This window comes from Pelomonas sp. Root405 (assembly GCF_001425165.1).
Lineage (GTDB): Bacteria > Pseudomonadota > Gammaproteobacteria > Burkholderiales > Burkholderiaceae_C > Pelomonas.
Window position 1 is genome coordinate 514,567 of the sequence record NZ_LMDU01000014.1, and the last position, 12,954, is coordinate 527,520.

Annotated in this window: 14 protein-coding genes and 1 riboswitch; of the genes, 1 reads left to right on the forward strand and 13 read right to left on the reverse strand. The window is 63.8% G+C overall.

All coding sequences use genetic code 11. The annotated features are described in order from the left end of the window. Nucleotides 1–6: 6 nt before the first annotated feature. From nusB to ASC81_RS20340, 13 genes are all read right to left on the reverse strand, one after another. A complete protein-coding gene (gene nusB, locus ASC81_RS20285) occupies nucleotides 7–510 on the reverse strand; it encodes a transcription antitermination factor NusB (RefSeq protein WP_056271131.1) in 504 nt (167 codons plus the stop codon). Further along, nucleotides 507–980 (reverse strand): 6,7-dimethyl-8-ribityllumazine synthase, encoded by a 474-nt coding sequence (gene ribH / locus ASC81_RS20290; RefSeq protein ID WP_056271133.1) that lies wholly within the window; start codon nucleotides 978–980, stop codon nucleotides 507–509. The genes nusB and ribH overlap by 4 nt, the downstream gene beginning before the upstream one ends. Nucleotides 981–999: 19 nt before the next feature. Continuing rightward, nucleotides 1,000–2,097: a bifunctional 3,4-dihydroxy-2-butanone-4-phosphate synthase/GTP cyclohydrolase II gene (gene ribBA / locus ASC81_RS20295; protein WP_056271136.1), complete on the reverse strand. Its 1,098-nt coding sequence runs from the start codon at nucleotides 2,095–2,097 to the stop codon at nucleotides 1,000–1,002. A 24-nt stretch (nucleotides 2,098–2,121) separates the two neighbouring features. After that, a complete protein-coding gene (ribD, locus tag ASC81_RS20300) occupies nucleotides 2,122–3,153 on the reverse strand; it encodes a bifunctional diaminohydroxyphosphoribosylaminopyrimidine deaminase/5-amino-6-(5-phosphoribosylamino)uracil reductase RibD (protein ID WP_056271139.1) in 1,032 nt (343 codons plus the stop codon). 20 nt (nucleotides 3,154–3,173) lie between these two features. Beyond that, nucleotides 3,174–4,481: a prepilin-type N-terminal cleavage/methylation domain-containing protein gene (locus tag ASC81_RS20305; protein ID WP_056271140.1), complete on the reverse strand. Its 1,308-nt coding sequence runs from the start codon at nucleotides 4,479–4,481 to the stop codon at nucleotides 3,174–3,176. A gap of 16 nt (nucleotides 4,482–4,497) precedes the next feature. Then, on the reverse strand, nucleotides 4,498–5,799 hold the full coding sequence (locus ASC81_RS26695; protein WP_156392323.1) for a PilX N-terminal domain-containing pilus assembly protein: 1,302 nt from the start codon (nucleotides 5,797–5,799) through the stop codon (nucleotides 4,498–4,500). Continuing rightward, complete coding sequence (locus ASC81_RS26700; protein WP_082536680.1) at nucleotides 5,796–6,518, reverse strand: prepilin-type N-terminal cleavage/methylation domain-containing protein; 723 nt, start codon at nucleotides 6,516–6,518, stop codon at nucleotides 5,796–5,798. Before ASC81_RS26700 ends, ASC81_RS26695 begins: the two co-directional genes overlap by 4 nt. Further along, nucleotides 6,509–7,114, reverse strand: coding sequence for a Tfp pilus assembly protein FimT/FimU (locus ASC81_RS27155; protein ID WP_156392325.1), 606 nt, complete (start codon nucleotides 7,112–7,114; stop codon nucleotides 6,509–6,511). Before ASC81_RS27155 ends, ASC81_RS26700 begins: the two co-directional genes overlap by 10 nt. Next, nucleotides 7,111–7,569 (reverse strand): type IV pilin protein, encoded by a 459-nt coding sequence (locus tag ASC81_RS20320; RefSeq protein WP_056271148.1) that lies wholly within the window; start codon nucleotides 7,567–7,569, stop codon nucleotides 7,111–7,113. Before ASC81_RS20320 ends, ASC81_RS27155 begins: the two co-directional genes overlap by 4 nt. Before the next feature lie 98 nt (nucleotides 7,570–7,667). Further along, entirely contained in the window at nucleotides 7,668–8,213 is a 546-nt protein-coding gene (locus ASC81_RS20325; protein WP_056271151.1) for a GspH/FimT family pseudopilin, read from the reverse strand. Between the two features lie 144 nt (nucleotides 8,214–8,357). Next, nucleotides 8,358–8,801 (reverse strand): transcriptional regulator NrdR, encoded by a 444-nt coding sequence (gene nrdR / locus ASC81_RS20330; RefSeq protein WP_056271154.1) that lies wholly within the window; start codon nucleotides 8,799–8,801, stop codon nucleotides 8,358–8,360. 12 nt (nucleotides 8,802–8,813) lie between these two features. Continuing rightward, on the reverse strand, nucleotides 8,814–10,067 hold the full coding sequence (glyA, locus tag ASC81_RS20335) for a serine hydroxymethyltransferase (RefSeq protein WP_056271155.1): 1,254 nt from the start codon (nucleotides 10,065–10,067) through the stop codon (nucleotides 8,814–8,816). 59 nt (nucleotides 10,068–10,126) lie between these two features. After that, a riboswitch (ZMP/ZTP riboswitch) is annotated at nucleotides 10,127–10,239 on the reverse strand. Nucleotides 10,240–10,247: 8 nt separating this feature from the next. Further along, on the reverse strand, nucleotides 10,248–11,096 hold the full coding sequence (locus tag ASC81_RS20340; RefSeq protein WP_056271158.1) for a lytic transglycosylase domain-containing protein: 849 nt from the start codon (nucleotides 11,094–11,096) through the stop codon (nucleotides 10,248–10,250). A gap of 221 nt (nucleotides 11,097–11,317) precedes the next feature. On the opposite strand from ASC81_RS20340, the gene ubiD reads away from it, so the two are divergent. Continuing rightward, nucleotides 11,318–12,877 (forward strand): 4-hydroxy-3-polyprenylbenzoate decarboxylase, encoded by a 1,560-nt coding sequence (ubiD, locus tag ASC81_RS20345; RefSeq protein WP_056271160.1) that lies wholly within the window; start codon nucleotides 11,318–11,320, stop codon nucleotides 12,875–12,877. The last annotated feature ends 77 nt before the right edge of the window (nucleotides 12,878–12,954 follow it).

Here is a 12,954-nt window from a genome sequence, read left to right on the forward strand (position 1 = left end):
CCGTGTCTAGCGCTTTGCAGCGACCTCGTTAGGGCGCAGATCGCCGGCGGCACGGTCCAGCACGCCATTGACGTACTTGTGGCCGTCGGTGCCGCCAAAGGACTTGGCCAGCTCGACCGCTTCGTTGATGGCCACGCGGTAGGGAATGTCGACGCAGTGCTTAAGCTCGTACGCGCCGATCATCAGGATGGCGTGCTCGATGGGCGAGAGTTCCGTCGTCTTGCGATCGACGTGTCGCGACAGGATGGCATCGAGGTCGGCCGCTTCGTTGACGCAGCCTGACAGCAGCGCGTCGTAGTGCTTGACGTCGAGCTTGGCATAGCCTTCCTGCTCACGGCCCAGGGCCGTGATCGCACCGATGTCTTCGCCGGTCAACAGCCACTGGTAGAGGCCTTGCACCGCGGCTTCACGCGAGCGGCGGCGCGCCGATTTGGTGGGGGCGCGCCTGGCTCCAGCGGCGTTTCCGGGCTTGCCGGCCGTCTTGGTGGCGGTCTTCTGGGGTGCGTTCACTCGATCTCTTTCAACAGATTGGCCATCTCGACGGCGACACGCGCGGCGTCACGGCCCTTGGGCTCGACGCGGGCCCAGGCCTGGGCCTCGTTCTCGACGGTCAGGATGGCGTTGGCGATGGGGATGCCATGGTCCAGCCCGACACGCGTCACCGCCGAGCCGCTCTCGTTGGCAACCAGCTCGAAGTGGTAGGTCTCGCCGCGGATGATGCAGCCCAGGGCGATGAGGGCGTCGTAGTCATCGCTTTCGGCCAGCACCTGCAGGGCCAGCGGCACCTCCAGCGCACCCGGCACGGTGACGTGGCGGATGGCCTCGGCCGGCACGCCCAACACCGACAGCTCGGCCAAGCAGGCGCTGGCCAGCGCCGAGGTGATGGAGTCGTTGAAGCGCGCCTGCACGATGGCGACGCTCAGCTCGCTGCCGTCGAGTACGCCCTCGGCGCTGGGCAGGGCTTGTTCGGAATCTTGCATTGCGTGTGCCTCTTGAGGTTCAGCAGAGGGGAGGGGCGACGAAGGCCGTCACCTCGAGACCATAGCCGGTCATGCTGGGCATGCGGCGCGGGCTGCCGAGCAGCTTCATGCGATGCACGCCCAGGGCCTTCAGGATCTGCGCGCCGACACCGTAGGTGCGCAGGTCCATCGCGCCCTTGGGCGCCGGCGCGGGTTCGCAAGACTGCACGCGCGCCAGCACGCTGGCGGCATCCTCGCCACAGTTCAGCAGCACGGCCACCCCGGACGGGCTGGCCTGGATGGCGGCAAGCGCGGCGGGCAGCGCCCAGGAATGGCCGCAGGGACCGGCTTCCAGCAAGTCCATGACCGACAACGGTTCGTGAACGCGCACCAGCACTTCGTCCTCTGGCGTCCACTGACCATGGCTGAGGGCGAGGTGGGCGGCGCCGGTGCGGTCGGTGAAGACCTGGCAGTCGAACTCGCCCTGTGCCGTGTTCAGGCGCCGCTGGGTGACGCGGGTGATCAGGCTTTCATGGCGGCTGCGGTATTCGATGAGATCGGCGATGGTGCCGATCTTCAGGCCGTGCTCCGCGGCGAAGACCTCCAGGTCCGGCAGCCGCGCCATGCTGCCGTCGTCTTTCATGATCTCGCAGATGACCGAGGTGCTGGACAGGCCCGCCATGCGCGCCAGATCGCACCCCGCTTCGGTATGGCCGGCGCGCATCAGCACGCCGCCCTCCTGGGCCTGCAACGGAAAGATGTGGCCGGGCTGCACCAGGTCGCTGGCCTTGGCATCGGCGGCGACGGCGGCCTGCACGGTGCGGGCGCGGTCAGCGGCGGAGATGCCGGTGGTGACACCGGTAGCAGCCTCGATGGACACGGTGAAGGCGGTGCCGTGCTGGGTGCCATTGCGACGCGTCATCGGCGGTAGCTGCAGGCGCTCGCAATGCTCGCGCGTGAGCGTCAGGCAGATCAGACCGCGGCCGTGCTTGGCCATGAAGTTGATGGCCTCCGGTGTCACGAGGTCGGCGGCAAGGACGAGATCGCCCTCGTTCTCACGATCTTCCTCGTCGACCAGGATGACCATGCGGCCAGCAGCCAACTCGGCCACCAACTCGGGAATGGGGGAGATGGGCATAGCCGGCGATTGTAGGTGGCGACCCTAGGTTGGACGCAGGCGAAGGCGCAGATCTTGGCCGACGGGTGTGGCCTCGACGAGGCGCCAGCGGCGAGCGTCACCAAGCTGGGCCAAGGGTGCGAGCAGGGCCAACGGGCGACCTTCGCCCACCAACATGGGCGCCTGGTAGATCAGAAGCTCATCGACCAGGGCGGCGTTCAGGAAGGCGCCCGACAGCGTCGGTCCGGCTTCGACATGCAGTTCGTTGATGCCGTCGGCGCCGAGTTCGGCCAGCAGCCTAGTCAGGTCTGCGCGGCCAGAGCCAATGACACGGGCCTCGCCGGGCGCCTGCAGGATGCGCGCTGAGGCGGGCATGCGGCCCCGTGGGTCCAGCACGATGCGCAAAGGCTGTGTGGCTGTCGGCACCAGGCGCACATCCAGGCGCGGGTCGTCGGCCAACACGGTACCGATGCCCGTCAGCACGGCGCCGGCGCGCTTGCGCCAGGCATGGCCGTCGGTGCGAGCAGCCTCGCCGGTGATCCATTGGCTGCGGCCGTCGGGCAGGGCCGTGCGGCCGTCGAGCGAGATCGCCGACTTCAGCCGCACGAAGGGGCGGCCGCGTTGCATGCGCGAGAAGAAGCCGATGTTGAGCTCGCGTGAGGCATCTGCGGCCGCTGAGTCTGCGAGTTCCACCTGGATGCCAGCGCCTGCCAGGCGACGCAAGCCTTGTCCGGCGACCTGGGGGTTCGGATCTTCGACGGCCGCAATGACGCGGGCGATGCCGGCACTGATCAAGGCGTCGCAGCAGGGTGGCGTGCGACCGTGGTGGGAGCAGGGTTCCAGCGTGACGATGGTTGTTGCGCCGCGGACGTCGTGGCCGCGCGCCGCAGCGTCTCGCAAGGCCATCACTTCGGCATGCGCTTGCCCGGCCGCCTGGGTATGGCCCGCACCGAGTTCGCTGCCGTCGGCGGCGAGGATGACGCAGCCGACGCGGGGGTTGGGGTCGCTGAGGCCGATGGCCTGTTCAGCCAATGACAGCGCTCGGCGTAGCGCCGCCGCGATTGCAGGCGAATTCATGCCGGCAGTCTAGCGAGCGGTCAGGGCTGCAGTTGGACGGTCGAGTAGTCGGCGAACACGCCCGTGCTCAAGTTGACTGCGGGGGCAGTGGGGCAGCTCACGTCGCCTTTGACCACGAGGAAGTTCTGGCGGGGCAGTGAGCCGGTGACCTGCGCGTAGGTCGCGGGATGCTCGAAGTTGTCCCACACCAGTCGGTCATTCACGAAAAGGCTGCCGTTGCCGTTGTAGTCGGCGCTGTATCGGCAAACGCGGTAGTCGCTTGCGGTCGTTCCGATGCTCAAGCCGGTGATTTGCAGGCTGCCAGACCAAGTAGGCACCGTGGCGGCGGCCGGAAAGACGACGCAGCTGTAGTTGACGAAGGGCTGCGTTGCAGGGGATGTGCCGGGGGCGTCGTCAAAGCATTGGTACGACGTCGGCGCCACCACCGTGACCGGGTCCATGACCACGTTGCCGTTCGCATCCCTGACAAATTGACCGTTGGAGAGCTGCGGGACCGTGTAGGTGCCGCCGGTGATGGTCAGGTCGAGCGGCAGCGCGGTTGCTTCGGGCGCAGCGGGATTGGCAGGATTGGTGCTGGAGAAGTTGATCGTGCCGCTGACCAGAAAGCCCAGCGCGTTGGTGCATCCGGCGGCCGCGACGTTGCTCAACGTCAAAGCCGTAGCCGGGGCGATGGAACAAAGCTGGGTCACAAAGCCGGTGACGTTGCTGAACACCCACACGTTATTGGCGAGCCCGCTCGGACGAAAGGCGCTCGTCTTGTTGCCAAGGTCGGCGGCACCCGACGGAATGGCCGCATGCCTGTCCTGCGGCTGGCGAATGCCACCAGGCGGCGGGGCGATGCTGAGCGCGCCGGAAAATGCCGGTTCGACGCGCGCGACGAGCGTGGACAGCTCGAGGGACTGCGACCCGTCTGTCGACTTGGCGGCGCGGTCCTTCCAGGTGACGGTGACCTGAACCGATTTAGCCGAGATCTCGCGGCCCGCCGTCAATTGGCTGACGTTTCGCGAGATGGCGAACGTGGTGTTGGAGTCGGGCACAGTTTCAGACCAGGCATCCGACCCGATGTCGTTTTCATAATCAAACTCGGCGGTGTTGGCCGGGTTTGGCTTTGTCAACGTGTAGAACGAGCGCACCTGCGCCAGGTCTGCCTGGGCCAACCGCATGGCTTCGCTGCGCTGCTTGGCAACGTCTCCGCTGCGGCGAAGGTTACCCATCAGCGTGACGAGCGCGACCATGCCGAAGGACATGACCATCAGCGCCACGAGCGCTTCGATCAATGTCACCCCGCGCTGGCGAGAGCGGCGAAGCGAGAACATGGCGGGCGTCATCGTTGCGGTCCGTTCTTCATCGGTTCAGCGGAGTCCAACCACCCGGCACGCGGACAAAGCTGCCCACCCTGTTGCGCAACTGGTCGGCAATGGCCGGCTGGTAGACGATGTCCATGACGCCATCGGTGACCACATTGCCTTCCGCCAGCAACATGCCGACGATCATGGAGCCACCGCTCGCGTTGGTCCAGTTGACATGCCTGCCTGCCACGAGCATGCCATTCAATTGAAAGCCTCCACTGAGCGTGATGTCACGCTTGGCAATGATGACCATGGGGTCCGAAGCGCTGCCCAGTGTCTGACTGCTCTGAATGGCCATGTCACCGTCAACCCAAATGATTCGTTTGCCCGCTGTGTAGGCTGCTGCCAGCGTCGCTGTGCAGTCACCGTTGCAGGTCACTTGCCGCAAGGAGGGATGCTGGAGGTAGCGCGCCTTCGTGGAGCCCATAAACATCTGGAAGACATCCGGGGACATTGAAAGAGTGGTGTCGCCGGCGATGCGAGCCTGGCTTGGGGACGTTCCGGGCACGCTGCTGAGCCGGCTTTCATTGAACCCTGTGACAACCCCTCCAACGGCATAAAGCGATCCGGCTGAACGCGCGTCGGTGTTGTGCAAGCCCAGCCCCGTACCGCTAACCGTCACGTCGCCTTTCACGACAAGCGGCGCAGCCGGCGGGGAGCGCACGGCACTGACGAGTGCCACCAGTGTTTGGTGAGCGATCACGCCCTGTGCAGCCTTGCTGGTTAACTCTGCATTTGCACAAGCAGAGACGACACTGTCCGTACATCCAATGCTTCTTAGCAACACGGTGCCGGCACCGGAGGGCAAACCAGGTTTGTCGGCCTTTTCAATTTGAATGCCGAAACTGGGTGTGATGCTTGTTCCCGCCGCCGGTGCCGGCGCAGCCCATGCGCCGATCGCTGGACAGCGGCATGTCCAGCCATTTCCGTTGCGAGTGCAGTCCGCCAGCGTCGCTTCGGTAGCGGGGACCGCGCCACTGTGTTTGATGCTCCGGTCTGCTGCCGACATGCTCAAGTAGCGGTCGACAAAACGGGTCCCACCCGTGGCATCCGGCTCGCAACTCGCGTTGATGGCCTCGCCATTCAATTGCGCGATGCCCCACTCAAGGCCAGCCTCGGCCGCTTCCTGAGCGACGCTCGCCCGGAAGTAACTGCCGGAGATGCGCTGCTCGAACATCATGGTGCGATTGGCGTACGCGGCCAGCAGCGCCATGATGAGAAACAGCACCATGACGACGACAAGCGTTGCCGCACCACGCTGAGGTCTGACGCTTCGTGACAAGGAGATCGCGCTCACGGGCAGGTTCCTGTGAGTTCGTCGGCGCGGATCCGCTCAACGCCCCTCAGGGTTCTGACGACGTTGGGGTCGTGATTAGCCTGACCCCTGATCGTGAAAGACACGCTTCGCACTAGCTGTTGTGGCGGTGCGGGACATCCGGCCGTGGGGCATTCACAGAAGTCAGTCAAATCTGTTGCCTTGGTGGCAACGTTGATGTCGAAGTCAACAATCTTGACTGATTCAGGATCGGTGATGGGCTGCCAATTACCTGTCCCGAGTTGCAGATACAGAACTTTGCTTCCCTTATCCCACTTGATGCCAAAAAAATCATTGCTCGACGGAATATCAGACTTATTGGTTGACGAGCGAGCGTAGCTATACATGAACTCTCGGCTGCCGGTGGTATCGCTTCTTGCGGTACTGGCATAGGGGCTGGCACTCGCGGCCCGCGCAGGCACTTCGAACGGCGTGCCAACGCCGCTGGCAGGTTGCCAAACAGAATACTGCGCCAAGCCCCGGTAACCAGCCCGTCGCATATCCTGCTGCAGTATGTCAACAGCCGTTCGCAGGTCTTGCTGAACCTGCACTTCGAGCATCAAGCGGCGGTGCTCGTTGATTTGGTTGACAGCCACCATCGAGGCGCCTGCGGCCACAATGAGCCCGATGGTGATTCCCACCATCAACTCGACGAGACTAAGGCCTCGCTGCGTGACCCGGCGACTTAACATTACACACATGTTGGGTACCCTCCTAGGCGACCCACTTTGGAGCACACCGTCGCACGACCGGCTTCGTTGATATCGATTCGCAATTCGACGCCCGTGCGCCGGCCCTTGACCGAGATTTGAACGTCCTTCTCAGCTTGAAGGCGGTTGGCGCGATTGAAGCCCATGACCTCGTGTGCCGGGCCCCAATTTGTTGCCCTGGCCGAAAATTCAACACCGTCGGCATAAGGCACCTGGAACAGGCGTAGCAGTTTGGATCCTCCCGCCGCGGCGGTGCAAATCTGAGAAGGAGGGTTGTAGCACTTGCAATTTGGAACGTTCGCCTGCGTAACTACCGCAATGCAACTCAATTGTTTGCTGGCGCCGTTTTCCATATGAACGCTCACGGCCCTGGCAATGACATTGGTTTCCGCCTTGGCAAATGCGATGATATTACTCACCTCGCCCGCTACGGCCACGACGCGTCGCCGCTCTATAAAATCGGCCATCGACGGTAGCGCTACTGCGGCAAGAATTCCAACAATTGCCACGCCAATCAATAATTCAACCAATCCGACTCCGGTTGACCGGCCCGCAAGACTAGGTGCGCGAAATAACTTCATGATCATCGCGGCCAACAGTCAGTTGAACTCACATTCCCGCCGGAGTCGGCAGCGACATATGTCATCGTCGCGCCATCAACCTGCACGCCAAGTGACGCACATTTCGCGTCATGTCTTTGGGGGCTCGTGCTCAACACAGCTGCCGTTGCGACGTACCCTGTGGTCAAACTGGCCGGGTTCCCAACGCCGGTAATCGTGACGTCATAGTGCCTGGAGATTGTGCTGGCCGTGATGCCCAGGGCTGTCAACGTGTCTGCATAGGCGCTTTGGTTGGCTCGGTAGCGCTCTTGCGCCTGCACCACGGCCGAAAGTAGCGTGGCGGCATCCGCGCGCCGGCTGCGTTGCACATGTGAGGTGTATGCCGGATAAGCGATGGCCGCCAAGATGCCGACGATGGCAACGACGACCATCAGTTCGATCAGGGTAAAACCGCGGTATCGCTGGAGTCGAACAAGGGACATTGACGGATTCTCGGCAGTCATCTGTTCCAACTCGTAAGCGCATGGCCGCTCATCGGAGTGAAGCTACCGCTTGTCGGCAGACACCATAAATGAGGGACTCAACACTTGGCGACGCTACCGAGTTTGGCGCCGACCGAGCACGTCCGGATCCGACCTGTGATGGCCACCACTTGGCGAAGGGCTGGCCCCTGGTCCAAGCGCAGTTCGATGCTGCCAGTCTGCGTGACCAAGCCCTGGCGGTACTGGAATTCCAGCGTCTCGGCATTGCTGCTGATGCGCACGGGCTGGTTGGCAGCCAGCCATTCAGCCTTGATGATCTCGCTATCGGGGTTCTTGCAGACGGCCTTGCCGCCAGCACAGTCGCAGTCGTCCTTTGCGCCGGTGTGCAGCACATAACAGGCGTTGGCACCCTTGCCGCTGACGCGGAAGAAGACGGAGTTGCCGGTACGCGCCACCTCGCTGCGCGCGAGACGCAGATCGGCGCCGAGGGCTTGGGCGCTGGCTCGCAGCTTTTGCTCCTGCTGCAGCTTGCCCAGGGCGGGTATCGCTTGGCCGAGCAGCGTGGCGCAGATGCCAACGCCGACGCAGAGTTCGACGAGGGTGAAGCCACGGCTGTTGCGACGGTTGTTGGCGGTGCGGTTCATGGCGCTTCCTCGGTTCGTTGTTGATGGAACGAACTTTAGGAAGCGGGTCGCTCCGCGTCTTTCACCCGAAAGGCGGAACGATGGGGGAGAGGGGTGGCCGCATCCCCCGCGGCTCCCCCTTTGGAGGGATAGGGAAACCCCGAGTCAGATCTCGCGGATCAGCTGACGGAACTCGTCGACATCTTCAAAGCTGCGGTAGACCGACGCGAAGCGGACGTAGGCGACCTTGTCGATGCGCTTGAGCTCGCGCATGACATGTTCTCCGACACGCGTCGATGCGATCTCGCGTGCACCGCTGGCCAGCAGCTTTTCCTCGATGCGGTTGATGGCAGCGTCGATCTGTTCGACGCTGACAGGCCGCTTGCGCAGAGCAAGCTGCATGGAGGCGCGCAGCTTGGCCGAATCGAAATCGGCTCGTCGGCCGTCCTTCTTGACGACCGAGGGCAGGGCGATGTCGGCTCGCTCATAGGTCGTGAAGCGCTTGTCACAGGACAGGCAGCGGCGGCGCCGGCGGATGACGTCGCCCTCGTCCGACTCCCGGGTCTCGGAGACCTGGGTTTCAGTGTGAGAGCAAAACGGGCAACGCACGGTCGAATTGGCTCAACCGCGGTAAACGGGGAAGGCTGCCGTCAGCGCGGCGACCTTCTCGCGTACGACCGCAAGAACGGCCTCGTCATGCGGCTTGTCCAGTACGTCGGCGATCAGGTGTGCGGTGGCGCGCACCTGCTCCTCCTTGAAGCCGCGCGTCGTCATGGCCGGCGTGCCCAGGCGGATGCCGCTCGTCACCATCGGCTTTTGCGGATCGTTGGGGATGCCGTTCTTGTTGCAGGTCATGTGGGCGGCGCCCAGGATGGCCTCGGCTTCCTTGCCGGTAAGGTTCTTGGGACGCAGGTCAACCAGCATGACGTGGCTTTCCGTGCCACCGGACACGATGCGCAAGCCGCGCTCGATCAGCGTCTCGGCCAGCACCTTGGCGTTCTTGACGACTTGCTCCTGGTAGGCCTTGAACTCCGGCGTAAGCGCTTCCTTGAAAGCTACGGCCTTGCCGGCGATGACATGCATCAGCGGGCCGCCCTGGATGCCGGGGAAGATCGCCGAGTTGATTTTCTTGGCGATGTCTTCGCGGTTCGTCAGGATGATGCCGCCACGCGGGCCGCGCAGGCTCTTGTGCGTCGTGGACGTCACCACGTCGGCATGCGGCAGGGGGTTCGGATAGACGCCAGCGGCGATCAGGCCGGCGTAGTGCGCCATGTCGACCATGAAATAGGCGCCGATCTCCTTGGCAATGCGACCAAAGCGCTCGAAGTCGATGCGCAGCGAGTAAGCCGATGCCCCGGCAATGATGAGCTTGGGCTTCTTCTCGCGGGCCAGGGCTTCCATGGCGTCGTAGTCAATGGCTTCGTTCGCGTCCAGGCCATAGCTGACGACGTTGAACCACTTGCCACTCATGTTCAGTGCCATGCCGTGGGTCAGGTGGCCGCCTTCGGCCAGGCTCATGCCCATGATGGTGTCGCCGGGTTGCAGCAGGGCGAAGAACACGCCCTGGTTGGCCTGTGAACCGGAGTTGGCCTGCACGTTGGCGAACTCGGCGCCGAAGAGTTGCTTCAAGCGGTCGATGGCCAGTTGCTCGACGACATCGACGTACTCGCAGCCGCCGTAGTAACGCTTGCCCGGATAGCCTTCGGCATATTTGTTCGTCAGCTGACTGCCTTGGGCCTGCATGACGGCCGGAGACGTGTAGTTCTCGCTGGCGATCAGCTCGATGTGGTCTTCCTGGCGGCGGTTCTCGTTTTGGACGGCGGTCCAAAGTTCTGGGTCAACCAGGGCGAGGGTGGAGGTGTTGCGGTCAAACATGGCTGGTGTTCCGAAGGTCAGGCGGTGAATCCCTGGCGCTCTACGAGCTGGCGTGAGGTCAAGGCTGCCCAGGCGAACGGCTGATAGCGGTGATGGCAACCGCCTCACGCTCCCCGGTGGTGTCCCACCTCGGGGCAGCTCGTGCCCTTGATCGCCAGTCGCGTGAGCGCTCAGTGTAGTTCAGCGCAGCAGGGCAACCTGCTCTGAATCGCCACCCGTGGGTGCCGATGCGGCTTCCCGCAGCGGCGGGCGCGCGATGGTGTTGGTTGGCACGCTGCGGCCGGAAGCGACAGCACGGAGCAGATCGTGCTCGGCCAGCACGCGCGCCGTGTAGCCGGTCTCCTCCAGGTTTGCGCCACCGACGTAATAGCGGAGGCCTTCTTCAAGGCTGCCGGCGCGTTGGATGCATTCCTTCAAGACCTGCACGCCGACGCGCAGGTTCGTCACCGGGTCAAACGCCGCCAGCGTGCCGCCGAAAGCTTCGTACTTGTCATCGTGAACGCGGGTCATGACCTGCATCAGGCCCTGGGCGCCGACCGGGCTCTGCGCAAAAGGATTGAACCGCGATTCGATGGCCATGATGGCCAGGATCAGCGTCGGCTCGACCTTGGCGCGTTGGCCGACAGCCCAGGCCTCCTGCACAAGGCGGCTGAGCGGCTCGGGCGCCACGCTGTAGCGGCGGGCAAGCCAATGGGCCACTGCCGACTGTTGGCGGCTGAGATCCCGCGGATCGGTCGCGGTGGCGCGCGCGATGGCGTCGGGCTCGGCAGCCGCAAGCAAGGTATTGCCTTCGGCCTCCGCGCGCGCCTCGTGGCGGGCGTTGAGCCAACCCAGCGTGGCGGACTCGAGCTTTTCACGCAGACCTGCCTGGCTTGAAAACACCAGCAGCACGGCCACCACCGCCAAGCCGACGAGGGCAAGCGTGTTGTGGCTGACCACGAGCAGACCGTTGCCGATGTCCTTGACGAACAGCGACACCGACAGGTGCGTATGGCGAGCCAGGCTCATCAAGTCTTGACGTGTCGTCATTCGACTCCTTGAATCGCCGCCGCACCTCGCCGCCGTCGTCGTAGAACGGTGGCGAGATGCGGCGACAGTGATAATTTCCCGACCGAAAGCGCTGGTCTGCGGCGCTGCTACGCCAAGATGACCTGGCCGGTTGGGCTCTAGTACAAACCCGAAGCGACGGATTTTATGGGCCTAAGATAACCCGTCAAGGCCGTTTGCCGTCTTCTAAACTACTTTTGGTTATGAAATACAGCGACTTGAGGGACTTCATCGCAGGCCTGGAAGGCCTGGGGGAACTCAAACGCGTGCGTGAAAAAGTCTCGCCGGTCCTGGAGATGACGGCCCTCAGCGACCGTGTGTTGCGAGCCGGCGGTCCGGCCTTGCTTTTCGAGGCGCCGACAGGGCACTCGACCCCTGCCTTGACCAATCTTTTCGGGACAACGCGTCGCGTCGCACTCGGCATGGGCGCTGACTCTCTGGCCGATTTGCGTGATGTCGGCCGGGTGCTGGCCAGCCTCAAGGAACCCGACCCGCCCAAGAGTTTGAAAGACGCCGGCAAGCTGCTGCAAATGGTCAAGGCTTTGTGGGACATGAAGCCGGCGGTACAGCGTCGGGCGGCCTGCCAAGAGGAGGTGTTTGAAGGCTCCGACATTGACCTCAACCGCTTGCCCATCCAGACCTGTTGGCCGGACGACGCAGCCCCCCTGATCACGTGGGGTCTCGTCATCACCCGCGGGCCGAATCGCACTCGCCAGAACCTTGGCATCTACCGCCAGCAGTTGATCGGGCCTCGCCAAGTCATCATGCGCTGGCTCGCGCACCGTGGTGGTGCGCTGGACTTTCGCGACCATGCGCTGGCCCATCCCGGCGAGCCGTTTCCCATCGCCGTGGCTCTCGGCGCGGACCCTGCAACCATTCTTGGCGCCGTCACGCCGGTGCCCGACAGCCTGTCGGAGTACCAGTTCGCCGGGCTGCTGCGCGGCTCCCGAACGGAACTGGTCAACACAGGCGTCGGCAAAGGCCCGCCGTTGCAAGCGCCCGCGTCGGCGGAGATCGTCCTGGAGGGCCATATCCCGCCCGCCTCCGCGGGGTACACAGGCTTGAGCGAGCGAGGCGTGCCGCTCAAGGAAAAGGGCGGCTATCTGCACGCGCTGGAGGGGCCATTTGGCGACCACACGGGCTACTACAACGAGCAGGACTGGTTCCCGGTCTTTGAGATCACGCGCCAGACCCAGCGCAGCAACCCGATTTACCACTCGACCTACACCGGCAAGCCGCCGGATGAGCCCGCTATTCTTGGTGTCGCGCTCAACGAAGTTTTCGTCCCCATCCTGCAGAAGCAGTTCCCGGAGATCGTCGACTTCTACCTGCCACCCGAGGGCTGCAGCTATCGCATGGCCGTCGTCTCCATCAAGAAGGCCTATCCCGGCCATGCCAAGCGGCTGATGTTCGGTATCTGGAGCTTCCTGCGCCAGTTCATGTACACCAAGTTCATCGTCATCGTCGACGACGACATCGACACGCGCAACTGGCAGGAAGTGATCTGGGCCATCACGACGCGGATGGACCCGGTACGCGACACCACGCTGGTCGACAACACGCCCATCGACTACCTCGACTTCGCCTCGCCCATCAGCGGCCTGGGCGGCAAGATGGGCCTCGACGCCACCAACAAGTGGCCCGGCGAAACCAGCCGTGAATGGGGGCGCGGTATCAGCCTGCCACCTGAGGTCACGGCCCGGGCTGAAGCGCTATTCGGGCAACTCTTCTTGAACCCGGCTGCGGGCTCGCCTACTGTTTGACTGCCTTTTGAGGCAAAACCTCTGGCGCAATCTTTGCGCGCCAGGAGCCCTTCGGCAGATTGCCGTCGAGCCCCAAG